This is a genomic window from Pseudomonas sp. c313 (assembly GCF_055407145.1).
The window spans coordinates 496,057-518,982 of record NZ_JBUZRD010000003.1 but is presented as its reverse complement, the minus strand read 5'-3'; the positions used below and the strand labels follow the sequence as shown (position 1 = coordinate 518,982).

The 22,926-nt window shown below is 59.6% G+C and carries 20 protein-coding genes and 1 pseudogene; 13 read left to right on the top strand and 8 right to left on the bottom strand.

The window, feature by feature from the left end:
• Window positions 1-32: 32 nt before the first annotated feature.
• On the bottom strand, window positions 33-2,768 hold the full coding sequence (secA, locus tag ACZRKZ_RS11875; protein ID WP_463981678.1) for a preprotein translocase subunit SecA: 2,736 nt from the start codon (window positions 2,766-2,768) through the stop codon (window positions 33-35).
• 305 nt (window positions 2,769-3,073) lie between these two features.
• On the opposite strand from secA, the gene ACZRKZ_RS11870 reads away from it, so the two are divergent.
• Entirely contained in the window at window positions 3,074-3,529 is a 456-nt protein-coding gene (locus ACZRKZ_RS11870; RefSeq protein ID WP_133099592.1) for a DUF721 domain-containing protein, read from the top strand.
• Between the two features lie 63 nt (window positions 3,530-3,592).
• On the opposite strand, the gene ACZRKZ_RS11865 is transcribed toward ACZRKZ_RS11870, so the two are convergent.
• Complete coding sequence (locus ACZRKZ_RS11865; protein ID WP_463966928.1) at window positions 3,593-5,071, bottom strand: helicase HerA-like domain-containing protein; 1,479 nt, start codon at window positions 5,069-5,071, stop codon at window positions 3,593-3,595.
• 197 nt (window positions 5,072-5,268) lie between these two features.
• Between ACZRKZ_RS11865 and ACZRKZ_RS11860 the strand changes: the two are divergent.
• The 4 genes and pseudogenes from ACZRKZ_RS11860 to ACZRKZ_RS11845 form a co-directional block, all read left to right on the top strand.
• Window positions 5,269-6,300: pseudogene (locus tag ACZRKZ_RS11860) on the top strand (HAMP domain-containing protein); the annotation flags it as partial.
• A 93-nt stretch (window positions 6,301-6,393) separates the two neighbouring features.
• Complete coding sequence (locus ACZRKZ_RS11855) at window positions 6,394-7,158, top strand: methyl-accepting chemotaxis protein (RefSeq protein WP_463981831.1); 765 nt, start codon at window positions 6,394-6,396, stop codon at window positions 7,156-7,158.
• Window positions 7,159-7,264: 106 nt separating this feature from the next.
• The gene (locus ACZRKZ_RS11850; protein ID WP_463981677.1) at window positions 7,265-8,386 is read left to right on the top strand and encodes a glycosyltransferase family 4 protein; all 1,122 of its coding nucleotides are present in this window, start codon (window positions 7,265-7,267) and stop codon (window positions 8,384-8,386) included.
• Window positions 8,379-9,134, top strand: coding sequence for a DUF2334 domain-containing protein (locus ACZRKZ_RS11845; protein WP_463981676.1), 756 nt, complete (start codon window positions 8,379-8,381; stop codon window positions 9,132-9,134). Before ACZRKZ_RS11850 ends, ACZRKZ_RS11845 begins: the two co-directional genes overlap by 8 nt.
• 6 nt (window positions 9,135-9,140) lie before the next feature.
• On the opposite strand, the gene ACZRKZ_RS11840 is transcribed toward ACZRKZ_RS11845, so the two are convergent.
• Both ACZRKZ_RS11840 and purU read right to left on the bottom strand, forming a co-directional pair.
• Window positions 9,141-9,332, bottom strand: a complete 192-nt coding sequence (locus ACZRKZ_RS11840) for a hypothetical protein (protein WP_463981675.1) — start codon at window positions 9,330-9,332, stop codon at window positions 9,141-9,143.
• An 81-nt stretch (window positions 9,333-9,413) separates the two neighbouring features.
• Window positions 9,414-10,262, bottom strand: a complete 849-nt coding sequence (purU, locus tag ACZRKZ_RS11835) for a formyltetrahydrofolate deformylase (protein ID WP_463966932.1) — start codon at window positions 10,260-10,262, stop codon at window positions 9,414-9,416.
• A 351-nt stretch (window positions 10,263-10,613) separates the two neighbouring features.
• Here purU and mvaT point away from each other — a divergent pair, with 351 nt between their 5' ends.
• Window positions 10,614-10,988 carry a histone-like nucleoid-structuring protein MvaT gene (gene mvaT / locus ACZRKZ_RS11830; protein ID WP_005790963.1) on the top strand — a complete coding sequence of 125 codons (375 nt, stop codon included), beginning with the start codon at window positions 10,614-10,616 and terminating at the stop codon, window positions 10,986-10,988.
• 88 nt (window positions 10,989-11,076) lie between these two features.
• On the opposite strand, the gene sbcB is transcribed toward mvaT, so the two are convergent.
• Window positions 11,077-12,504 (bottom strand): exodeoxyribonuclease I, encoded by a 1,428-nt coding sequence (sbcB, locus tag ACZRKZ_RS11825; protein ID WP_463966933.1) that lies wholly within the window; start codon window positions 12,502-12,504, stop codon window positions 11,077-11,079.
• A 210-nt stretch (window positions 12,505-12,714) separates the two neighbouring features.
• Between sbcB and ACZRKZ_RS11820 the strand changes: the two genes are divergently transcribed.
• Genes ACZRKZ_RS11820 through ACZRKZ_RS11795 form a run of 6 tightly spaced genes read left to right on the top strand, consistent with a single transcriptional unit; the run spans window position 12,715 to window position 19,394 of the window.
• Window positions 12,715-13,407, top strand: a complete 693-nt coding sequence (locus ACZRKZ_RS11820) for an RDD family protein (protein WP_463967409.1) — start codon at window positions 12,715-12,717, stop codon at window positions 13,405-13,407.
• Window positions 13,404-14,384 (top strand): stage II sporulation protein M, encoded by a 981-nt coding sequence (locus ACZRKZ_RS11815; RefSeq protein ID WP_463981674.1) that lies wholly within the window; start codon window positions 13,404-13,406, stop codon window positions 14,382-14,384. The genes ACZRKZ_RS11820 and ACZRKZ_RS11815 overlap by 4 nt, the downstream gene beginning before the upstream one ends.
• The gene (locus ACZRKZ_RS11810) at window positions 14,371-15,900 is read left to right on the top strand and encodes a DUF4129 domain-containing protein (RefSeq protein WP_463981673.1); all 1,530 of its coding nucleotides are present in this window, start codon (window positions 14,371-14,373) and stop codon (window positions 15,898-15,900) included. The genes ACZRKZ_RS11815 and ACZRKZ_RS11810 overlap by 14 nt, the downstream gene beginning before the upstream one ends.
• Entirely contained in the window at window positions 15,897-17,054 is a 1,158-nt protein-coding gene (locus ACZRKZ_RS11805) for a DUF4350 domain-containing protein (protein ID WP_463981672.1), read from the top strand. Before ACZRKZ_RS11810 ends, ACZRKZ_RS11805 begins: the two co-directional genes overlap by 4 nt.
• Window positions 17,051-18,055, top strand: a complete 1,005-nt coding sequence (locus ACZRKZ_RS11800; protein ID WP_463981671.1) for an AAA family ATPase — start codon at window positions 17,051-17,053, stop codon at window positions 18,053-18,055. Before ACZRKZ_RS11805 ends, ACZRKZ_RS11800 begins: the two co-directional genes overlap by 4 nt.
• Window positions 18,056-18,062: 7 nt before the next feature.
• Window positions 18,063-19,394, top strand: coding sequence for a DUF58 domain-containing protein (locus tag ACZRKZ_RS11795; RefSeq protein WP_463981670.1), 1,332 nt, complete (start codon window positions 18,063-18,065; stop codon window positions 19,392-19,394).
• A gap of 64 nt (window positions 19,395-19,458) precedes the next feature.
• Here ACZRKZ_RS11795 and ACZRKZ_RS11790 read toward each other — a convergent pair whose 3' ends face one another.
• Both ACZRKZ_RS11790 and ACZRKZ_RS11785 read right to left on the bottom strand, forming a co-directional pair.
• The gene (locus ACZRKZ_RS11790) at window positions 19,459-19,818 is read right to left on the bottom strand and encodes a PilZ domain-containing protein (RefSeq protein WP_463981669.1); all 360 of its coding nucleotides are present in this window, start codon (window positions 19,816-19,818) and stop codon (window positions 19,459-19,461) included.
• A gap of 234 nt (window positions 19,819-20,052) precedes the next feature.
• A complete protein-coding gene (locus ACZRKZ_RS11785) occupies window positions 20,053-20,427 on the bottom strand; it encodes a tetratricopeptide repeat protein (RefSeq protein ID WP_463966940.1) in 375 nt (124 codons plus the stop codon).
• Window positions 20,428-20,601: 174 nt separating this feature from the next.
• On the opposite strand from ACZRKZ_RS11785, the gene pyk reads away from it, so the two are divergent.
• Window positions 20,602-22,053: a pyruvate kinase gene (gene pyk / locus ACZRKZ_RS11780; RefSeq protein ID WP_133099608.1), complete on the top strand. Its 1,452-nt coding sequence runs from the start codon at window positions 20,602-20,604 to the stop codon at window positions 22,051-22,053.
• A gap of 96 nt (window positions 22,054-22,149) precedes the next feature.
• Here the strand turns inward: pyk and ACZRKZ_RS11775 are convergent, their stop codons facing one another.
• Window positions 22,150-22,899: an enoyl-CoA hydratase-related protein gene (locus tag ACZRKZ_RS11775; protein ID WP_463981668.1), complete on the bottom strand. Its 750-nt coding sequence runs from the start codon at window positions 22,897-22,899 to the stop codon at window positions 22,150-22,152.
• Window positions 22,900-22,926 lie beyond the last annotated feature (27 nt).

Here is a 22,926-nt window from a genome sequence, read left to right as displayed (position 1 = left end):
CGGCGCGGGGTGTTTCTTGTCAGCGGAAAATCTTAGTCGATTTTACCGTGGCAATGTTTGTACTTTTTGCCCGAACCGCAGAAGCACAGTTCGTTGCGGCCCAGCTTCTGCTCGTTGCGCACCGGAGCTTGAGCCAAGGCCACATCGACCTCCTCGCCCAGGGCTTCCGAGTGCTCCAGACCAGGCGCTTCGTCGTGCTGGAACTGCAGACGGGAGGCCAGTGCTTCGGCTTCCTGACGCAGGCGAGCTTCTTCTTCGATCGGGTCTTCGCGACGCACCTGAACGTGGGACAAGACACGAATCGAATCGCGCTTGATCGAATCCAGCAGTTCGGAGAACAGCGTGAACGACTCGCGCTTGTACTCCTGCTTCGGGTTCTTCTGGGCGTAGCCGCGCAAGTGAATACCGTGACGCAAGTGATCCATGGTCCCCAAGTGGTCTTTCCACAGGTCGTCCAGTACGCGCAGAACGATTTGCTTCTCGAACGTGCGCAGTGCTTCTGCACTCGCCTGCTCTTCTTTCTCGTTGTACGCGGCCAGCAATTCGGCCATCAGTTTTTCGCGCAGGGTTTCTTCGTACAGGTGATCGTCTTCGTCAAGCCATTGCTGGACCGGCAAATCCACACCGAAATCGCTCTTCAACGCCGCTTCCAGGCCAGCAACATCCCACTGTTCAGGCAGGGACTGTGGAGGAATGTGGGCGCTGACGGTAGCGCTCAGTACGTCCTGGCGGAAGTCGGCGATGGTTTCGCCAATGTTAGTGGCGGCCAACAAACTGTTACGCATGTGATAGATCACTTTACGTTGTTCGTTGTTGACGTCATCGAATTCGAGCAGTTGCTTACGAATGTCGAAGTTGCGACCTTCCACCTTGCGCTGGGCCTTCTCGATGGCGTTGGTCACCATGCGGTGCTCAATCGCTTCACCGGACTGCATACCCAGGGCTTTCATGAAGTTCTTCACCCGATCCGAGGCAAAGATACGCATCAGGCTGTCTTCCAGAGACAGGTAGAAGCGGCTGGAACCGGCATCACCCTGGCGACCGGCACGACCACGCAACTGGTTGTCGATACGGCGCGATTCGTGACGCTCGGACGCAATCACCTGCAAGCCGCCGGACTCCAGCACTTGCTGGTGACGCTTCTGCCAGTCTGCCTTGATCTGGGCGATCTGCTCAGGGGTCGGGTTGTCCAGGGAAGCCACTTCCACTTCCCAGTTGCCGCCCAACAGGATGTCGGTACCACGACCGGCCATGTTGGTGGCAATGGTCAGTGCGCCTGGGCGACCGGCCTGGGCAATGATCTCGGCTTCCTTTTCGTGGAACTTGGCGTTGAGAACCTTGTGCTCAATGCCTTCCTTTTCGAGCAGGCTGGACATGTGCTCGGATGTTTCGATGGTTGCAGTACCCACCAGCACCGGACGGCCCTGGGCCATGCATTCCTTGATGTCGGCAACGATGGCGGCGTACTTCTCGTCAGCCGTCAGGAACACCAGGTCGTTGAAGTCTTTACGCGCCAGCGGCTTGTTCGGCGGGATGACCATCACCGACAGACCGTAGATCTGGTGGAATTCGAACGCTTCGGTGTCGGCTGTACCGGTCATGCCGGACAGCTTGTTGTACAGACGGAAGTAGTTCTGGAAGGTGGTCGAGGCCAACGTCTGGCTTTCGGCCTGGATGTTGAGCACTTCCTTGGCTTCGATGGCCTGGTGCAGGCCTTCCGACAAACGACGACCGGGCATGGTACGGCCGGTGTGTTCGTCGACCAGTACGACCTGGCCGTCCTGGACGATGTATTCGATGTTGCGATGGAACAGCTTGTGGGCGCGCAGGCCGGCATACACGTGGGTCAACAGGCCCAGGTTATGCGACGAGTACAAGCTTTCGCCTTCAGCCAGCAGGCCGACGCGGGTCAGCATCTCTTCGATGAACTGGTGACCGGCTTCGTTGAGTTCGACCTGGCGGGTCTTCTCGTCGACGGTGTAGTGGCCAGCCTTGGTCACTTCGCCTTCGACTTCTTCAACGTGCAGTTCCAGTTGCGGGATCAACTTGTTGATCTCGGTATAGAGCTTGGAGCTGTCCTCGGCCTGCCCTGAAATGATCAGCGGGGTACGGGCTTCGTCGATGAGGATGGAGTCGACTTCGTCGATCACGGCAAAGTTGAGTTCGCGCTGGAATTTTTCTTCCATGCTGAACGCCATGTTGTCGCGCAGGTAGTCGAAACCGAACTCGTTGTTGGTGCCGTAGGTGATGTCGGCAGCGTAGGCCAGGCGTTTCTCTTCCGGCGGCTGGAACGGCGTTACGACGCCGACGGTCAGGCCGAGGAATTCATACAGCGGGCGCATCCAGTTGGCGTCCCGGCGAGCCAGGTAGTCGTTCACCGTCACAACGTGCACGCCCTTGCCGGACAATGCGTTGAGGTAAACGCCCAGGGTCGCCACCAGGGTCTTGCCTTCACCCGTACGCATTTCAGCAATCATGCCTTCATGCAAGGTCATGCCGCCGATCAACTGGACGTCGAAGTGGCGCATGCCCATGACACGCTTACCGGCTTCACGGGCGACCGAAAAGGCTTCGGGAAGCAGTTTGTCGAGGGTTTCACCTTTGGCTATGCGGGCCTTGAACTCTTCGGTCTTGGCGCGCAATTGCTCGTCCGAAAGGGCAACCATCTGCTCTTCGAAGGCATTGACCAGCTGCACCGTCTTGAGCAGGCGTTTGACTTCGCGCTCATTCTTGCTTCCAAAAAGTTTCTTTAACAAAGGCGCAAACATATCGGCAGGTTCTTCCACACATAGGGATGGAGGGCGCCCCGTGAGTCGCCCGAGCAGCCCTCATGGCCGCATGCGAACGAGCATTCTACCCGGAAACGTGGGTGAGGAAAGTGGCGTTATTCCACGGTGCTGGCACGGCGCTCTAAGAGGGCTTGTTTAAAATAAGGGCTTTTTGCTGAACTTCAACCCATTGGGGTAAGAAGTTACTCATTGATTTAATGGATAAACTGCCTGTAAAGCAATGGCCACAGCGGCGCAGACACTTTCTGCTACCATGGCAGCTCTGTTACTCAAGGTGTCTGATCATGGCATTTCGCCCTCTTACGGCCCGTGCTCCCGCCGTGTTGCTTCGCGAAGCCAAGCCTTTAAAAGCCATCTTCGGCCATGCGCAACGCCTGGGCCATCTGCAACGCCTGGTGGACAGCCAACTGCAACCCGCCGCCCGCGAACACTGTCATGTAGCGTCGTGGCGCGAAGGCAACTTGCTGCTGATCGTCACCGACGGCCATTGGGCGACCCGCTTGCGCTATCAGCAAAAACGCTTGCAGCGCCAGTTGCAGGCCTTTGCAGAGTTCGCCAGCCTCACACGCATCCAGTTCAAGGTACAGCCGCCTACCGTGCAGCAAGGCGCGGTGGGGCATACGATGGATTTGTCGGTGAATGCCGCTGAAACCATTCAGGCTACGGCGGACGGGATTACTGATCCGAACCTGCGCGCGGCGCTGGAGCGGTTGGCCAGTCACGCCAAGCCCAAGGCCTGAGGCTCACACAAGACAATGTGGGAGCTGCTTGCCTCCCACAATTGACCGAGTCGATCCGGCTATTTATTTACGCTTGCTACCGCCGAGCAAAGACCCCAACAAACCCCGCACCAACTGTCGGCCCATCTGATTGGCCGCCTGCTGCATTGCCGACTTCAACGCCTTGCCTGCCGTAGAGCCAAGAAAGGCTCCGGCCTTGTCGGTGAAGCTGGGCTCTTCAGTCGCAGGCTTGGCCTCATCGGTCGGCCCCAGTTCTTTGCGGGCCATTAATATTTCATAAGCCGATTCCCGGTCAATCGGCTTGTCATAGCGCCCCAACAGCGGTGAAGCGGCGACCAATGCGGCGCGCTCAGCTGCGGTCAACGGTCCGATCCGCGATTGCGGTGGCGCTACCAACACCCGCTGGACGACCTCCGGCGTGCCTTTTTCCTGCAGCGTACCCACCAGAGCTTCACCAGTACCCAACTCGGTCAGCACCGCCAGGGCATCGAAGGCCGGGTTCGGCCGAAAGCCGTCAGCCACTGCCCGCAAGGATTTCTGTTCCTTGGTGGTGAACGCCCGAAGGCCATGCTGGACTCGCAAGCCCAGTTGCGCCAGCACAGTGTCCGGCAGATCTCCCGGCGACTGGGTGACGAAATAAACGCCCACGCCTTTGGAACGAATCAGCCGTACTACTTGTTCCAGGCGATCCTGCAGAGCCTTGGGCGTATCGGCAAACAACAGATGCGCCTCGTCGAAGAACAACGCCAATAGAGGCTTGTCGGTATCACCGCGCTCCGGCAACTGCTCGAACAACTCCGCCAACAGCCACAACAAGAACGTGGCATAGACCTTGGGAGACTCATGCACCAGTCGGCTGGCGTCCAGCAGATGAATGCGCCCGCGACCATCGCTGGTCGGCTGCAAGATATCTTCCAACTGCAGGGCCGGCTCACCAAACAAAGCCTCGGCACCCTGCTGCTCAAGCACCGCCAGACGCCGCAACAGGGCCTGGCTGGAGCCGGTGGTCATCAGCGCCGCGTCTTCGCCCAGCAGTTGCGGGTTGTACTTGAGGTGATTGAGCAGTGCCTTGAGGTCCTTCAGGTCCAGCAGCAATAGGCCTTCGCGGTCAGCGACTTTAAAGGCGGCATACAGGGTCGACTGCTGACTGTCGGTCAGCTCCAGCAAGCTGCCGAGCAACAGCGGGCCCATTTCGCTCAAGGTTGTACGAAGTGGATGACCGGACTGACCGTGGATATCCCACAACGTCACCGGATACGCCTTGGGGGTGTAATTAAGGAACGGCATACCGGCGATGCGCTCGGCGACCTTGCCCTGGGGGTTTCCCGCAGCGCCCAGGCCACACAAATCACCCTTGATATCGGCAGCGAACACCGCGACGCCGGCATCACTGAATGCTTCTGCCAGGCGCTGCAAGGTCACGGTCTTGCCGGTCCCCGTGGCGCCGGCGATCAGACCGTGGCGGTTGGCCAGGCGCATGGCCTGGGAAATCGGTTGACCTTTGAGGTCTGCGCCAATAAGGAGTTGCGATGAGTCAGGCATTTTGTCACCCATGATTAATCTTTAGCGCCGCACGGTCGATACACATATAGCGAGAGACCCAACAAGTCTAAAAAAAACAGCTTGGCTAGATCCTGCAGGAGCAGATGGAAATACCACACTTTTTTTGACGCTGCTATTTCGCGCGTTTCCAAAAGGACGCGCCTCGGACATTAAGACCTTAGCGGACCCTACAAGCCATGAATAAAAATCTGCGCTTCAGTCACAAAATCCTGCTTGCAGCCGCCCTTATCGTCATCGCCGCATTTGCGTTGTTTACCCTGTACAACGACTACCTGCAACGTAATGCGATACGCGACGACCTGAACAGTTACCTGCATGAAATGGGCGACGTCACCGCCAGCAATATCCAAACCTGGCTGGCCGGACGCATTGTCCTGGTAGAAAGCGCCGCACAAAACATCGCCATCAACCCGGAGCCGACCATCATTGCCGGCTTGCTGGAACAGAAGGCCCTGACGTCGTCGTTCATGGCCACCTACCTGGGTGACAGCAAAGGCGGCTTTACCATTCGCCCCGACAGCAAGATGCCCGACGGCTTCGACCCCCGTGTTCGGCCCTGGTACAAAGGTGCACAGGCCCGCAACGGCTCAACGCTGACCGAACCCTATATCGATGCTGCTACTGGCCAATTGATCATTTCCATCGCCACCCCCAGCAGCAAGGCCGGACAAAGTGTCGGCGTGGTGGGCGGCGACCTGAGCCTGCAAACCCTGGTGGACAACATCGGCGCCTTGAACTTCGGCGGCATGGGCTATGCGTTTCTGGTCAGTGCCGACGGCAAAGTCCTGGTGCACCCGGATAAAAGCCTGGTGATGAAATCCTTGAGCGACGTCTACCCGACCCAGCCCCCAAAAATCAGCAGCGATTTCAGCGAAGTCGAGGTTGACGGCAAAACCCGTATCGTCACCTTTACCCCGATCAAGGGCTTGCCGTCGGTGAACTGGTACCTCGGCCTGTCGGTGGATAAAGACAAATCCTTCGCCATGCTCAGCGAATTCCGCACATCCGCGATTATTGCCACCATCATTGCGGTGGCTATCATCATCGCCTTGCTGGGCATGTTGATCCGCGTGCTGATGCAGCCGTTGCATGTCATGACCCGAGCCATGGAAGACATCGCCGATGGCGAAGGCGACCTGACGCGGCGTCTGACCATTCAGAACCACGATGAATTCGGCATCCTCGGCACGGCGTTCAACCGCTTTGTGGAACGGATTCACACCTCGATCCGCGAAGTGTCCTCGGCCACCGAGCAGGTCAATGAAGTGGCCCTGCGCGTGGTCAGCGCCTCCAACTCGTCAATGGTCAATTCCGACGAACAGGCCAACCGCACCAACAGCGTCGCCGCCGCCATCAACGAACTGGGCGCCGCCGCCCAGGAAATCGCCCGCAACGCAGCACAAGCCTCTCATCAGGCCAGCGATGCCCGGCATTTGGCCGAAGACGGTCAACAAGTGGTCGAACGTAATATCAAGGCGATGAACCAACTGTCCGAGATGATCAGCGCTTCCAGCAGCAATATCGAGGCGCTCAACAGCAAGACGGTGAACATCGGGCAGATTCTCGAAGTGATCACCAGCATCTCCCAGCAAACCAACCTGCTGGCGCTCAACGCAGCCATTGAAGCGGCACGGGCCGGTGAAGCCGGGCGCGGGTTTGCGGTGGTGGCCGACGAGGTGCGCAACCTGGCGCACCGGACCCAGGAGTCGGCGCAGCAAGTGCAGAAGATGATCGAGGAGCTGCAAGTCGGCGCCCGGGAGTCGGTCAGCACCATGAGCGAAAGCCAGCGCCACAGCCACGACAGCGTGGAAATCGCCAACCTGGCGGGAGAACGCCTCAACAGCGTGACCCAGCGCATCGGTGAGATCGACGGCATGAACCAATCGGTGGCCACCGCCACCGAGGAACAGACATCCGTGGTGGAGTCGATCAACATGGATATCACTGAAATCAACACACTCAACCAGGAAGGTGTGGAAAACCTGCAGTCAACCTTGCGCGCCTGTTCCGATCTGGAACGGCAAGCGGCGCGATTGAAACAACTGGTGGGCAGCTTCCGCATCTGACCCGCTGCCGAAGCGGCAATCTGCCGCTTCGGCCGTCCAGCTAAATCCCAACCGAACATCTATCCTTGACTAAGGTCCACGGTAAGGAGAGCAATGGATCGGAGGGATGTTTATCGTGCATATCGCTGACATAACCATGTTCTACGCCCCAGCCAGCGGCGGCGTGCGTACCTATCTGGATGCCAAGCACCGACGCCTTGCGCTCAAGCCCGGCATTCGCCACAGCCTGTTGATCCCCGGCGCCCAGTTGAGCGAACAGGATGGTGTGTTCAAAGTCCCTGCCCCCGCCCTGCCCTTCGGCAAAGGCTACCGTTTCCCTCTGCGCCTGGCCCCTTGGCGTAATGTCCTGCACGATCTACAGCCCGATCTGATTGAAGTTGGCGACCCTTACCTGACCGCGTGGGCTGCGCTGGATGCGCGGCGCCAGCTGGATGTACCGGTGATCGGTTTCTACCACTCGGACCTGCCGCTGCTGGTGAGCAATCGCATGGGCAACTGGTTCACGCCTAACGTCGAAGCGTATGTCAGCAAACTTTATGGCAATTTTGACCGGGTCCTGGCGCCGAGCCAGGTGATGGCCGACAAGCTGACCGGGCTGGGGGTGAAAAACGTCTTCGTCCAGCCATTGGGCGTCGACTTGCAAACCTTTACCCCCGCAGCTCGTGACCCCGGCCTGCGTGCCAAACTGGGTATCAGCGAAGACACCCGGCTGCTGATCTTCGCCGGCCGCGGCGCCAAGGAAAAGAATCTGCCGGTGCTGCTCAACTGCATGAAACGCCTGGGCGATGGTTATCACCTGTTGCTGGTGGGCTCCGGCATGCCCGCTGCCGTGCCAAACAACGTCACCGTGGTAGATGGGTTCCGCCCACCCGCCTATCTCGCGCGACTGATGGCCAGCGCCGACGCGCTGCTGCATGGCGGCGACCAGGAAACCTTTGGCCTGGTGATTCTGGAAGCCATGGCCTGCGGCATTCCCGTGGTGGCCGTAGCAGCGGGCGCCTTCACTGAAATCGTCAACGAACGCTGCGGATTGTTGTGTACACCGAACAACCCCCGCGCCATGGCCGAGGCTGTGCTGGAGTTGTTCAGTGCCGACAGCCAACAACTGGGCCAACAGGCACGACGCCACGTCGAGCAGCATTACGCTTGGGACATGGTGGTCGATAGTCTGCTGGGGCATTACCAGGCGGTGCTGGGCACGCACCATCCGATGCTGGCCCATGGCTGAGCCCGACAACGCGCCAGCGGTATTGCTGGTGCTGCACGATGTCGCACCGCAGACCTGGGCCGATTACCGGCCATTCGTCGAGGTCGTGGATGCCCTGGGCAACGTGCCAATCACCTGGCTGGTAGTACCGGACTTCCACCACCACAATGCTTTAGAGGCCCACGGTGATTTTCGTCGTTTACTTGACAGTCGGGTTGCCAAAGGTGACGAACTGACACTGCACGGCTACTTCCATTGTGACGACCAACCCGCACCGCGCACCCCACGGGATTGGCTCATGCGCAGGGTGTACACCCATGAAGGCGAGTTTTACCGGCTGTCAGAGGCTCAGGCGCTGAAAAGACTGACGGAGGGTGTGGATCTGTTCCGACGTTACGACTGGCCTGTACAAGGCTTCGTCGCCCCCGCCTGGCTGATGAGCGAAGGCACTCGCCAGGCCTTGCGCCAGTTACCGCTGAGCTACACCAGTGATGCACAGCATTTGTATCGCCTCCCCGACTTCACTCCGATAGCCGCTCCCAGCCTGGTGTGGAGCGCACGAAGCGCGTGGCGCCGAGGGCTGTCGAAAATGCTCAGTGACCGTCGCGAACAGCGCTGGCAACACGAGCCGGTCATTCGCCTGGGCTTGCACCCGCAGGACATGCGTCATGACTTTTCCCGCCGTTACTGGCTCGATACCCTGCAGCGGATGTTGAACCACGGCCGACGGCCATTGACCAAAGCCGCCTGGTTGGCGACACAGCCCTGATACGGCTTACCTGGCGAGTGGCGCGCTATCAGACGCGGGAGCCTCGGCTTCTTCCTGCAACTGCTCCCACAATTGGGCTGCGCCAGGGAAGTCGGTTCCATCGTCCCCATCGAGAGCATCCGGGTCATAGCGACTCAAACAACCCTCGCCCAACGTCGCGGGCGCTCTGGAAGTGGCTTTATCGAGTGGGTCACTCATCGTCCAATCCTCGAATCAAAAAAAAGGGCCTACAGCGATTTAACGCCCAGGCCCTTTACTCTTCAACCAAAACACTTCTGATCAGAACACTACTGTCTTGTTGCCACGCACCAACACCCGATCTTCCAGGTGATAACGCAAGCCACGGGCCAGGACCATCTTCTCGACATCACGGCCGAAACGCACCATGTCTTCGATACTGTCGCTGTGGCTGACACGCACTACGTCCTGCTCGATGATGGGACCGGCGTCCAGTTCTTCGGTGACATAGTGGCAGGTTGCGCCGATCAGCTTCACGCCCCGCAGGGAAGCCTGGTGATACGGCTTGGCGCCAACAAACGAAGGCAGGAAGCTGTGGTGAATGTTGATCACCTTGCCCGCATATTCGCGGCACAGTTGCGGCGGCAGGATCTGCATGTAGCGCGCCAGTACCACCACGTCGGCCTCGTGCTGCTTGACCAGGCGCGAGACCTCGGCGAAAGCCGGCTCCTTGTTCTGCGAGTCGACTGGGACGTGGTAATACGGAATGCCGTGCCACTCGACCATGCTGCGCAGGTCGTCATGGTTGGAAATCACGCAGGAGATTTCACAGTCCAGTTCATCGCTGTGCCAACGGTGCAGCAAGTCTGCCAAGCAGTGGGATTCGCGGCTGGCCATCAACACCACGCGCTTTTTCTGCTCCGTGTCGGTGACGCGCCAGGTCATCGAAAACTCTTCGGCGATGGGTGCAAAGGCCTCGCGAAAAGCCTCAAGGCCAAAGGGCAGTGTGTCGGCACGAATTTCGTGACGCATGAAAAACCAACCGCTGAGATTGTCCGAGTGATGGCTCGCTTCAGTGATCCAGCCGTTGTGGGAGGCCAGAAAGTTACTGACTTTAGCAACGATACCAACCCGGTCCGGGCAAGCGATCACCAGCCGAAAAGTGCGCATTAGGGGAAAACTCCAGAACTTCGCAAAGGCCGCCATTCTAGCGATTGCGCAGAAAAACTGCAGTATTCCTCAACGCTTATTCTGCGCTGACACCCTGACCCGCCCCTTAGTAACGCAAGGCTTTTTACCTCGCTATATCTGAACACAAGCAGCTGTTACCACAATTAAGCGGGATTTAATGAGAATCTCTTTAGCGGGTTGGACGTACTAATTAACTCAACCTCATGCTTTTCTCGCAAACATTCAAAGTAAATTACATAAAACCGACCTTAAATGTTTACTTGGGGAAACTGTCTGACTACTATTAGGGCACTATCCCCGTCACCCAGCGCCCTGCATAAGGTAGTCCACATGTCCTTGATCAACGAATATCGTGCCACCGAAGAAGCTATCAAAGAGCTGCAAGCCCGTTTGAAGAATCTGTCCCAAGACGACAAACTGCAAACCGAGCTGGAATTCGAAGGCAAACTGCGCACCCTGATGGGCGAATACTCCAAGTCCCTGCGTGACATCATCGCGCTGCTGGATCCGGAATCGAAAGTTAAAGCACCACGTGGCGCCGTAAAAACTACCGGCACCAAGCGCGCGCGCAAGGTTAAACAATACAAAAACCCGCACAACGGCGAAGTGATTGAAACCAAAGGTGGCAACCACAAGACTCTGAAAGAGTGGAAAGCCAAGTGGGGCGGCGACGTCGTTGAAGGCTGGGCTACCCTGCTGGGCTAAGCCTCGCAAGGTCGCGACCTGATTCGCGAGACAATAAAAAACGCCAGCTTGCTGGCGTTTTTTATTGTCCGGATTTTCTTAAAGCTGATTACAGACTCAAGCGCACACGCAAAGAATCGGCATATTCCTGCCAATCATCAAGCACCTGACGCTGAACCGATGTAGCACTAACAGCCAACTCAAGCCTGGCCTGTTTGAAACTCTCAAAGGTATTGGGCGCTCCGTAGTCAGCGTCTGACAAACGTTGCTGACAGAAAAGCGTCCAGCGTTGTTGCTCTTCGCTATTCAAGGTCTCAGCAAAGTTGCGAGCGCGGTAACGAAATAATAATTCCGGTAAGCGATGATCATCGAAAGGCCACTGCTGGCGTGCTAGTTGTGCAGGTTCACAAGCTCTCACTTGCTCACATAAACGCCGATCGCGATCACCGATAAAACCATCATAAAGCTGCTGCTCAGGGTCGGCGCTCGACGCAAAATCTTCTTCGGCGTAAATCGCTGCCAATTTATCGCGCCAAAGTTCCTGTGCGTCAGTTAGCCGCAGCGCCCGAGCCTGATATTCATCCATATCCAGGTTCAAGCGTTGGCGATCCTCTGCCCGCAGCACATTCAAGGGCGCAACCACCGGGCAACGATTGATGTGCACCAACTTGAGTGGCACCGGCAACTCACCGTCGGCCAGGTCATCACGGCGGGTATACAGGCGTTGACGCAAGGTGTCTGCGTCCAGGTCCAGCAACCCCTGGGGATCGAGCCCCAGATCACAAACGATCAAGGCGTTGCGATTGCGCGGATGCCAGGCCAGCGGCAGGACTACGCCGAGATAATGCCGCTCGGCAGAAAAGCGCCCGGAGATGTGCACCATTGGCTGTAACAACCTGACCTGGTCCATGACCCGCTGTTTGCTGCGTTGCTGAAACAGCCAGTCGTAGAGCTTGGGTTGTTTGTCACGAATCAATCGGGCCAGTGAAATGGTGGCACGCACATCGGACAAGGCATCGTGAGCCTGCCCATGGTCGATACCATTGGCCGCCGTCAGCCGCTCAAGCTTGAGGGTGACGCGGCCGTCCTGCTGCGGCCAGACGATTCCTTCCGGGCGCAGCGCATAAGCGGTGCGCACTACATCGATCAGGTCCCAGCGGCTATTACCGCCCTGCCACTCCCGGGCATAGGGGTCGAAAAAGTTGCGGTACAAACTGTAGCGCGTCATTTCATCATCGAAACGCAAGGTGTTGTAGCCGGCCCCACACGTACCGGGCGCAGCGAGTTCGGCATGCACCCGAGTCATGAAATCGGCCTCGGCCAAGCCTTTTTCCGCCAGTTGGCCGGGTGTGATGCCGGTGATCATGCACGCTGCCGGGTGCGGCAAAATATCATCGCTGGGTTGGCAATAGAGGTTGACCGGCGGCCCAACCTCATTGAGTTCGAGGTCAGTACGAATACCGGCTACCTGCAGCGGGCGGTCGTTACGCGGGTTGATGCCAGTGGTTTCATAGTCGTACCAGAAGATAGTGGTCACGGGCTATTCCTGTGCTGAAGACCGACAAAGTCTAGGCGTTGAAAGGCGCCGGGGGCCAGCGCCATATGCACTGGATAAACATTCAGTGCAATGTTGGCGCAGTTTGAGGTGTTGCTTGTGCCGACGACACTGCTAGCATCCGTCTCTCTATTCGCCGGCTACCCGCCAAGGTCGCCCATGCTCAACCGCTCCGCACTGCCAGGGAATGCGATGCCACCGGCACCACTGGACACCCGCTACCAGATCGAAACCCCGGAAGGTATCGACCTGCCACTGCGCCCGGCCGGCCTGCTGCCCCGTGCGCTGGCGTTCGGTTTTGACCTGGGCTTGCGCGGCGTGATCCTTGGCATCCTGTTCACCGCCCTGGCCTTTCTCGGCAACCTGGGCATGGGCCTGGGTTCGATCCTGCTATTCCTGGTCAGTTGGTGGTACATGGTGCTGTTCGAAGTCCTCAACCAGGGCTGCTCGCCGGGCAAGCAAATCATGGGCCTGCGGGTGGTGCAGGACGACGGAACACCGATTGGCTGGTCCTCCTCGCTGATCCGCAACCTGCTGCGTTTCGTCGACATGCTGCCATTCGCCTACTTCCTCGGCGCCATCAGTTGCCTGCAACACCCCAACTTCAAGCGCCTGGGAGATCTGGCGGCAGGAACCCTGGTGATCTACCGCGAGCAGCCCCTGTCACGACCGCAACTACCAGAAGCACCTGCGTTGCGCCTGCCGTTTGCCCTTGACCTGAACGAGCAGCGGGCGATTCTCGCTTTCGCCGAGCGCCAGGGCGAGTTGTCCGCAGAAAGGGTCAATGAACTGGCCGCTATTCTCGCCACCCCCCTGCACGTCTCCCCCGAGAGGGCGGTGGCACAGCTCAATGGCGTGGCCCGTGGCTTGTTGGGCCCGGCATGAAGCAAAGTCTTTTCGAAACCCGTCACCAGCCCCATTGGCAGGCGTTTGCCGCCCAACTGACGGCGCTTGAACAAGGCAAGGCCAAGCATCAGGACCTGACGAGCTTCCCCCATGATTACCGACGCTTGTGCCAACACCTGGCGCTGGCACAGGAGCGCGGCTACAGCAGCTACCTGGTAGACCCGCTGCAACAACTCGCCCTGCGTGGCCATCAGCAGCTGTACCGCCATCGCAGCCAGCTCGGCGCCAGCGTGTTGAGTTTTGTGCTGGCCGGCTTTCCCCGGCTGGTCCGCGAACAGTGGCGCTTTGTGCTGGTGGCCAGCCTGCTGTTCTTTGGCAGCCTGATCGGCATTGCCTTGCTGGTGTACCTGTTTCCCGACCTGATCTACAGCATCGTCAGCCCGCAACAAGTGATCGAGATGCAGACCATGTACGACCCCGACGCCAGCCGCCTGGGGCGCGCTGCCGAGCGGGCATCAAGCGAAGACTGGATGATGTTCGGCTATTACGTCATGCATAACATCGGTATCGCCTTCCAGACCTTTGCGGCAGGCTTGCTGTTTGGCTTGGGCAGTGTGTTTTTCCTGTTCTTCAATGGGCTGATGATCGGCGCTATCGCCGGTCACCTGACGGAAATCGGCTACGGGCAAACCTTCTGGTCGTTTGTCATTGGTCACGGTGCTTTCGAATTAAGCGCCATCGCCCTGGCCGGGGCGGCGGGACTGCAACTGGGCTGGGCGTTGATCGCCCCTGGGGCCCTGACCCGTGGCGAAGCCCTGCGTTTAGCTGCGCACAAAAGCGTACAGATGATCTGCGGCGTCATGCTGTTTCTGCTGATAGCAGCATTTATCGAGGCCTATTGGTCCTCCGCCACCAATGTTGCGCCATGGATCAAGTACCTGGCGGGTGCCGCGCTATGGATACTGGTGGCCGCCTACCTGCTGCTCGCCGGTCGGAGTCGCCATGCGCCTGAGTGATGCCAGCGTGGTAATCCGCCCCCGAAGCTCTTGGGAAGCCATGGACCTGGGCGTGTTATTGGCCCGCGAGCACCGCATGCTATTAATGAGTAGCTGGGCACTGGTGAGCCTGCCTGTTTTTGCCCTGTTCAGCCTCCTGCTGTGGGACTACCCAACCATCGCACTGTTGCTGTTCTGGTGGCTGAAACCTGCTTTCGATCGCCTGCCGCTGTATATCCTGTCCAAAGCCTTGTTCGGCGAAACACCCACACTCAAGCAGGCCTTGCGCCAATGGCCACGTCTGCTCAAGGGCCAACTGTTTGCCAGTTTGACCTGGCGGCGCTTGAGCCTCAGTCGCAGCTTCGTAATGCCCATAGTGCAACTTGAAGGCCTGGAGGGCCAGGCCCGACAACGGCGCCTGGGCATCCTGCAACAACGCAATGCCGGCGCCGCCCGCTGGCTGACGCTGATCGGCGTGCACCTGGAAATGGCGCTATGGATCGGCTTGATGGTGCTGTTCTATCTATTCCTGCCGCAACAGATCGAACTGGACTGGGACTGGCAGCAGCTCGTGCTTACTACCGGGGGTGACTGGCTCTGGCTGGAGCACCTGACCAATGCCTTCTACGCACTGATCCTGGTGTTCTGGGAACCGATCTACGTTGCCTGCGGTTTCAGCCTCTACCTGAACCGGCGCACGGTACTGGAAGCCTGGGACCTGGAGCTGGTGTTCCGCCGCCTGCGCCAACGCCTGGGTTCAGTGGCCGCGGCTTTGTTGCTGGCGACAGGACTGGTGCTGGTCCCGCCAACTCCCCGTGCGATGGCTGAACAACCCGCGGACTCAAAAACCGTGAGCACTCAAGCCGCCAGCCAATCGATCAAGGCGCTGCTGGAACAGCCCCCTTTCAAAAATCCGGAAACGCTCACCCGCTATCGCTTCGGCGACGACAAACCCACCGATAAAAACAAACCCGAGGGCGACGCCAAGCTGCCGGCCTGGTTGCAAGCGCTGCTGGACAACCTCAACAGCAACTCGTTCAAGCATCTCGCCCTGGGCCTGGAAGTACTGCTTTGGGGATTGCTGTTGGGGGCCATAGCCCTGGTGATCTGGCGCTATCGCGACTGGTTGCGCACCTTTGTCAGCCAGCGTGGCGCGCACAAGCCCAAGGCCATCAAACCCGCTCCCGCTCAACTGTTCGGCCTGGAACTGGGTACCGAAACCCTACCCGACGACATCGCCAGCACCGCCGAACAACTCTGGCCCACGCAGCCCCGGGAAGCACTCGGTTTGCTCTATCGCGGCTTGCTCAGCCGGCTGCTGCATGACTTCAACCTGCCGCTGAAAAGCGCCGACACCGAAGGCCAGGTCCTGGAGCGCATCCGCCAGTTGCAACAACCGCAGTTGCTGGCCTTCAGCGATGACCTGACCCTCCATTGGCAAAACCTCGCCTATGGCCACCGCCTGCCCCCCGCTCTGGTGCAACAGCAGCTGTGCAGCCACTGGCGCGCCTTGTTCGGTTCCGGAGCTGTGCAATGAACCGGCTACTGCTCTGGGTAGGCTTGCTGCTCGGTTGCCTGTTGGCGGCCGGTGGTTTCTACGCCTGGCACAAGGCGATTCCCTACGAGGAAGTGGTGGATCGCGGCCCATCGCCTGAAGCCCAGGCCAATTCCTACCTGGCGGCGGAACACTTTCTGCGCCAGCAGGGCCTGACGGTCGAACACGCCAACAGCCTTGAGCGCCTGGCCAGCCTGCCGCCCAAAGGCAACAGCCTGTTATTGCTGGGTGAACGCAGCAGCATGACGCCGCGCCAAGTCGATCAGTTGCTGCAGTGGACCAAGGCCGGCGGCCATTTGTTGCTGGTGGCCGAAGCCATGTGGGATGAAGAAACCGAGACCAGCGGCGATCTGCTGCTGGATCGCTTGCAGTTGCGACAGACCTTCAGCGATGGCTTCGACGAGCCGGCGCCCGCCAGCAAGCACAAGGCCCCCGACCTGACACGGCTCTATGTCGACAACGAAACCGCCCCGGTTTTTTTCAGTTTCGACACCGACTTCAACCTCACCGACCCCAAACACCTGGCACAGTTCTCGGCCAACAGCGCCAAGTCCAGCCACCTGATGCAACTGGACCTCGGCCACGGCAGCGTCACCGTAATCACCGACAGCGAACTGTGGAAAACCCCGGACATTGGCCTTCACGACAACGCCTGGCTGCTGTGGTACCTGAACCAGGGGCGTGACGTCACACTGCTGTTCAACAGCGATGTCGATGACCTGTTCAGCCTGTTGTTGCGCTACTTCCCCCAGGCGCTGGTGGCGCTCGCCGCGTTGATTGCACTGGGAGTGTGGCAATCGGGCATGCGTCAGGGGCCGATCCAGGCACCCGCGCCCAAGGCTCGCCGGCAGTTGCAGGAACACTTGAACGCCAGCGCCGATTTCCTGCTGCGCCGCAGCGGGCAGAACAGCCTGTTGCACGCCCTGCAACGCGACATCTTGCGCACCGCCCGGCGCCGCCACCCTGGATTCGAACACCTCGACACCGCCGAACAGTGGCAGGCCCTTGAACGCCTGACCCGTCAACCCACTCTCATCATCAGCCAGGCCATGGGTCCACTCCCGGCAAAGCGGCTCTCCAGCGCCGACTTCAGCCGCCATGTGGCCTGCCTGCAAACTCTCAGGAATGCCCTATGAGCGAATTTCCAGCGGACCCATCCCTGACGGCCGATGCCGAGCCATCCCGCCAGCGCGCCAGCCAACTGGCTCAGGCACTGCGCATCGAGTTGCGCAAAGCGGTCATCGGCCAGGACGCAGTAATTGATGATGTCCTCACCGCGCTGATCGCCGGCGGCCACGTGTTGCTCGAAGGGGTTCCGGGCCTGGGCAAGACTTTGCTGGTACGCGCCCTGGCCCGCTGCTTTGGCGGCGAATTCGCACGTATCCAGTTCACCCCGGACCTGATGCCCAGTGATGTCACCGGGCATGCCGTGTACGACCTGCACACCGAACAGTTCAAGTTGCGCAAGGGGCCGTTGTTCACCAATCTGCTGCTGGCCGACGAAATCAACCGCGCCCCGGCGAAAACCCAGGCGGCGTTGCTTGAAGCGATGCAGGAGCGCCAGGTGACCCTTGAGGGCGAAGCCCTGCCCATCGGGCAACCGTTCATGGTGCTGGCCACCCAGAACCCGATTGAGCAGGAGGGTACCTACCCTTTGCCCGAGGCCGAACTGGATCGCTTCATGCTCAAGGTCCGCATGGACTACCCCCAAGCGCAGCAGGAACTGGATATGGTTCGCGAGGTAACTCGCTCACCCCGGGCGGACATGCTCGACGTACAGCCACTTAGTACCGTGCTGCACGCCGAAGACGTGCTGCTGTTGCAACAGGTCGCCAGTGAGCTGGCACTGGATGAGCAGGTACTCGACTACGCCGTGCGCCTGGCCCGCACCACCCGCAGTTGGCCCGGCCTGACCATCGGCGCCGGCCCACGGGCATCCATCGCCCTGGTGCGCGGCGCAAGGGCCAGGGCCTTGCTGCGCGGCGGCGAGTTCGTAACCCCGGATGACATCAAGGGCTGCGCCCTGGCGGTGTTGCGCCATCGGGTACGCATTGCCCCGGAGCTGGACATAGACGGGCTGGAGGTGGACCAAGTGCTCAAGCAACTGCTGGACCAAGTGCCGGCGCCACGACAATGATCCGCCCATGAAGCCTACTCGCCTGCTGCTGACCTGGCTCGGTGTACTGCTGGCGTTGAGCATCGTGCTCGGCACCTTCGCGGCCCTGCAAGTCGACGTGCCGGACACCCTGCATTCAGTAGTCTGGGGCCTGCTCCTGGCCCTGTTGCTGCTGGCCCTGCTGGACGCCAGCCGCCTGAGGCGCCGCCCCTCCCCGCGAGTACAGCGGCAAATGCCGGGTAGCCTGGCTCTGGGTCGTTGGGGCGATGTGCGGATCACCCTGGAACACGACTACGCAGAGCCACTGACCCTGAAGGTGTTCGATCACGTGCCCGAAGGCTTGAGTGTGGAGAATCTGCCCCAGTCCATTGCCCTGCGGCCCGGTGAACACAGTGAATTGGGCTACCGCCTGCGCCCATTGAGTCGCGGGCACTTCAGCTTTGAGCGCTGCGAAGTCCATATCCCCAGCCCCCTGGGCCTGTGGTCGGCACGACGCCATGTGCAGGTCAACGATATGACACGGGTCTACCCGGACTTCGCCCGTCTGTACGGCGCTCAGTTACTGGCCGTAGACAACTGGCTCAGCCAACTCGGTGTGCGCCAGCATCAACGTCGTGGGCTGGGCCTGGAGTTTCACCAGTTACGTGAGTTTCGCGAGGGCGACAGCCTGCGCCAGATCGACTGGAAAGCCACTGCCCGGCAACGCACGCCGATTGCCCGGGAGTATCAGGATGAGCGTGATCAACAGATCGTATTCATGCTCGATTGCGGCCGGCGCATGCGCAGTCAGGACGTCGAACTGTCCCATTTCGATCATGCCCTCAACGCCTGCCTGCTGCTCAGCTACGTCGCCTTGCGCCAAGGCGATGCCGTGGGCCTTTGCACGTTCGCCTGCGACCAACCGCGCTACCTGGCGCCGGTCAAGGGCAGTGGCCAGCTCAACCTGCTGCTCAACGCTGTATATGACCTGGACACCACCCGGCGTACCGCCGATTACCAGGCGGCCGCCAGCCAACTGCTGGCCCGGCAGAAACGTCGGGCGCTGGTGATCGTGGTGACCAATTTACGGGATGAGGACGATGAGGAGTTGCTGACGGCAGTCAAACGCATCAGCCGCCAACACCGGGTGTTGGTGGCCAGCCTGCGGGAAGAAGTCCTCGACCAACTGCGCCAGGCACCGGTACAGACCCTGCCCGAAGCCCTGGCCTATTGCGGCACCGTCGATTACCTCAATGCGCGGGAAGAACTCCATGACCGCTTGAAAGCCCAGGGTCTGGCCGTGTTGGATACTCGTCCTTCGGAACTGGGAGCTGCCCTGGTGACGCGCTACCTGGGCTGGAAAAAAGCCGGCGTGCTATGAACCCGGCGCACGGCCCAGGCTTTCGGTACAAACACCGAAGCTCGGCTGACAACGCGCACGGTTCCTAGGCCGAAGCCTGTAAGGGATCAAAGCTGAAGTACTGCAACAGCGAGTTGATCAGTTGCTTATACTCGACGGGCGCCTGCAACACGCGGAACCCCGAATCGTATTGCTGGGGGTTGATATCTTCATGGCTCCACAGGCAGGTCGCCGTGAGGTCAATGGCATGCATATCGCCCTCGGGCCCGGGAATCTTCAAGCGCAGTTCGAAATCCGCGTCGACCATCATGGGCAATTGGCTGATTAACATCAGCCCCTCTTCAGAGACGTCGCCCAAATAGCCAATAGGCTTGTCCGTGAGGCGGTTGAACACTCGCAGAAAGCAGGTTAATTGATGCCGCTTGATCCGTCGGTTAGTAAACATGGTGAGTTCGCCATCCAATGACCATGACTCTGGCCGCTCCAGTGATTCGGAACGGGTCGTTGATGCCAACAGCCCGCTCTCCCTGGATCTCGGTGCGACAACAGCAAGGTACTTTGTCACTTTACAGCTGCCGCATCCGGATCCTGTATCCATTTGAAAAGAAAGTTGTACAACCAGACTTTCAAAGATTAGTTCAAGTCCGGCAAGGGGCCAGCGATAAAACGACAAATATCATCACAATGATGCTGGCCTAGGCTGCGCGGCACTTGCACCGGGGTAATGCCCCAGTTGCTGCAGGGTATCCAGTCGCGCACGAGCGCGGAACGCGTATTCGCTGGTCGGGTACTGGCTGATGATGAATTGGTAAGTTTGCACCGCATCAACAAACAGTTTTTGCCGTTCCAGGCACTGGCCGCGCAGCATCGAGACCTCCGGTTGCACGTAGCGACGGGAGCGACTCTCACGGTCGACCTGGGACAACTCAAGGGTGACCCGCGCACAGTCGCCGACGCCATAGGCACGATAGGCGTTGTTCAAATGATGGTCCATCGACCAGCGGGTGCAGCCGACAACACTGACGGCAAGGGCAGCAATGATCACAATTCGCATGGGGGTTCTCCTGTCTTGTGCAATGTATCGACCCCTGCGCAAAAATCTTCAAGATTGATCGTTTATACAAACAGATGAAAACAAGTGAATCGCCGATAAGTAGTGCAAACGAACAATGACTACAACCAAAGAGCATAGTAGCCTTCCTCAGTCCTTGAACTCAGGAGTCCGTGCATGTCCGTCCGTCGTACCAAAATCGTCGCCACCCTTGGCCCGGCCAGTAACTCGCCGGAAGTCCTCGAACAGCTGATTCTGGCTGGCCTGGACGTTGCCCGTCTGAACTTCTCCCACGGCACCCCGGACGAGCACAAGGCTCGCGCCAAGCTGGTACGTGACCTGGCCGCCAAGCATGGCCGCTTCGTCGCATTGCTGGGTGACCTGCAAGGCCCGAAAATTCGTATCGCCAAATTTGCCAACAAGCGAATCGAGCTGAAAGTCGGTGACAAGTTCACCTTCTCCACCAGCCACCCGCTGACCGAAGGCACCCAGGACATCGTCGGCATCGACTACCCGGATCTGGTCAAGGATTGCGGCGTCGCTGACGAACTGCTGCTCGATGACGGCCGTGTGGTCATGCGCGTCGACACTGCAACCGCTACCGAACTGAACTGCACCGTGCTGATCGGCGGCCCGCTGTCGGATCACAAAGGTATCAACCGTCGCGGTGGTGGCCTGACCGCGCCAGCGCTGACCGAGAAAGACAAGGCCGACATCAAGCTCGCCGCCGAAATGGAAGTGGACTACCTCGCGGTATCCTTCCCGCGCGACGCTGCCGACATGGAATATGCCCGTCAACTGCGCGACGAAGCCGGCAGTACTGCCTGGCTGGTGGCGAAGATCGAACGCGCCGAAGCCGTGGCCGATGACGAAACCCTCGACGGCCTGATCAAGGCTTCCGACGCCGTAATGGTTGCCCGTGGCGACCTGGGCGTGGAAATCGGTGATGCCGAGCTGGTGGGCATCCAGAAGAAGATCATCCTGCACGCACGCCGCCACAACAAAGCGGTGATTGTCGCGACCCAGATGATGGAGTCGATGATCCAGAACCCGATGCCGACCCGTGCCGAAGTGTCCGACGTGGCCAACGCCGTGCTCGACTACACCGACGCCGTGATGCTCTCGGCTGAAAGTGCCGCCGGTGCCTACCCGCTCGAAGCAGTCCAGGCGATGGCGCGCATCTGCGTCGGCGCTGAAAAGCACCCAACCAGCAAAACCTCCAGCCACCGCATCGGCAAGGTGTTCGAAAGCTGCGACCAGAGCATCGCCCTGGCAGCCATGTACACCGCCAACCACTTCCCCGGTGTGAAGGCGATCATCGCCTTGACCGAAAGTGGCTACACGCCGTTGATCATGTCGCGCATCCGTTCCTCGGTGCCGATCTACGCGTTTTCCCCGCACCGCGAAACCCAGGCCCGCGCGGCCATGTTCCGTGGCGTCTACACCGTACCGTTCGACCCGGCTTCGTTGCCGCCTGAGCAAGTCAGCCAGGCCGCGATCGACGAGTTGCTCAAGCGCGGTGTCGTGGAGAAAGGCGACTGGGTCATCCTGACCAAGGGCGACAGCTACCACACCATCGGCGGCACCAACGGCATGAAGATCCTGCACGTTGGCGACCCAATGGTCTGAGTGACACGCTGAAAAACAAAAGCCCCGCCATGTGAATGGCGGGGCTTTTTGCTTTTCCGCCACAGCAATACCACTTGTCACAAGATGTGCTCACCTTCAGCGCTTGCTGATAAACCCCAACAACGCCGCAATCGCTTCCGGCGATTTCAGCCGCTGGGTAAACAACGCACCCTCCTCTTCAATCACCTTGCGCAACTGTTCGCGATCCACGCTTTTCATCAGTTGCTTGCTGATCTGCACGGCACCGGGGGCCAAGGTTTCGAAACGTTCGGCCACCGCCCTCGCCTTCGCCAGCACCGCTTCACCACTGCCCAGCGCTTCAGTAGCGATGCCCCAGGCGGCAGCCTGCTCACCGGTGAACCCTTCACCCAACAGCAACAACTCGGCAGCTTTCGCATGCCCCAACAGCCGCGGCAGGATCAGGCTGGAACCAAACTCCGGACACAGCCCCAGGTTGACGAATGGCATGCGCAAGCGGGCGTCGCGGCTGACGTACACCAGATCACAATGCAGCAGCATCGTCGTCCCAATGCCTACCGCCGCGCCAGCCACCGCAGCAATCACCGGCTTACGGCAGTTGAGCAAGCTCTTCATAAAGTGAAACGGCGGGCTGTCGAGGTCGGTGGGCGGTTGTTCGAGGAAGTCGGCGATGTCGTTGCCGGCGGTGAAGCACTCGCTGCTGCCCTGGATAAGCACCGCGTTGATAGTGACATCGGCATCGGCCTGTTCCAGTGCGTCAGCCAGTTGGCTGTACATGGCGCGGGTCAGGGCGTTTTTCTTGTCAGGGCGGTTGAACTGCAGAATCAGCAGCCCGCGTTCGCGCTGCAGCAGGATGGCGTCGGTCATGGCAAGTCTCGCAGATAAAAATCAGCG

Coding starts and splice junctions, on each gene's coding strand:
- ACZRKZ_RS11815 (WP_463981674.1), top strand. CDS start 13,404: ATGAAGCAAAGTCTTTTCGAAACCCGTCACCAGCCCCATTGGCAGGCG.
- pyk (WP_133099608.1), top strand. CDS start 20,602: ATGTCCGTCCGTCGTACCAAAATCGTCGCCACCCTTGGCCCGGCCAGT.
- ACZRKZ_RS11795 (WP_463981670.1), top strand. CDS start 18,063: ATGAAGCCTACTCGCCTGCTGCTGACCTGGCTCGGTGTACTGCTGGCG.
- ACZRKZ_RS11850 (WP_463981677.1), top strand. CDS start 7,265: ATGTTTATCGTGCATATCGCTGACATAACCATGTTCTACGCCCCAGCC.
- ACZRKZ_RS11840 (WP_463981675.1), bottom strand. CDS start 9,332: ATGAGTGACCCACTCGATAAAGCCACTTCCAGAGCGCCCGCGACGTTG.
- ACZRKZ_RS11870 (WP_133099592.1), top strand. CDS start 3,074: ATGGCATTTCGCCCTCTTACGGCCCGTGCTCCCGCCGTGTTGCTTCGC.
- ACZRKZ_RS11855 (WP_463981831.1), top strand. CDS start 6,394: ATGGTCAATTCCGACGAACAGGCCAACCGCACCAACAGCGTCGCCGCC.
- ACZRKZ_RS11800 (WP_463981671.1), top strand. CDS start 17,051: ATGAGCGAATTTCCAGCGGACCCATCCCTGACGGCCGATGCCGAGCCA.
- ACZRKZ_RS11785 (WP_463966940.1), bottom strand. CDS start 20,427: ATGCGAATTGTGATCATTGCTGCCCTTGCCGTCAGTGTTGTCGGCTGC.
- ACZRKZ_RS11810 (WP_463981673.1), top strand. CDS start 14,371: ATGCGCCTGAGTGATGCCAGCGTGGTAATCCGCCCCCGAAGCTCTTGG.
- ACZRKZ_RS11805 (WP_463981672.1), top strand. CDS start 15,897: ATGAACCGGCTACTGCTCTGGGTAGGCTTGCTGCTCGGTTGCCTGTTG.
- mvaT (WP_005790963.1), top strand. CDS start 10,614: ATGTCCTTGATCAACGAATATCGTGCCACCGAAGAAGCTATCAAAGAG.
- secA (WP_463981678.1), bottom strand. CDS start 2,768: ATGTTTGCGCCTTTGTTAAAGAAACTTTTTGGAAGCAAGAATGAGCGC.
- ACZRKZ_RS11820 (WP_463967409.1), top strand. CDS start 12,715: ATGCCACCGGCACCACTGGACACCCGCTACCAGATCGAAACCCCGGAA.
- ACZRKZ_RS11775 (WP_463981668.1), bottom strand. CDS start 22,899: ATGACCGACGCCATCCTGCTGCAGCGCGAACGCGGGCTGCTGATTCTG.
- ACZRKZ_RS11790 (WP_463981669.1), bottom strand. CDS start 19,818: ATGTTTACTAACCGACGGATCAAGCGGCATCAATTAACCTGCTTTCTG.
- ACZRKZ_RS11845 (WP_463981676.1), top strand. CDS start 8,379: ATGGCTGAGCCCGACAACGCGCCAGCGGTATTGCTGGTGCTGCACGAT.
- ACZRKZ_RS11865 (WP_463966928.1), bottom strand. CDS start 5,071: ATGCCTGACTCATCGCAACTCCTTATTGGCGCAGACCTCAAAGGTCAA.
- purU (WP_463966932.1), bottom strand. CDS start 10,262: ATGCGCACTTTTCGGCTGGTGATCGCTTGCCCGGACCGGGTTGGTATC.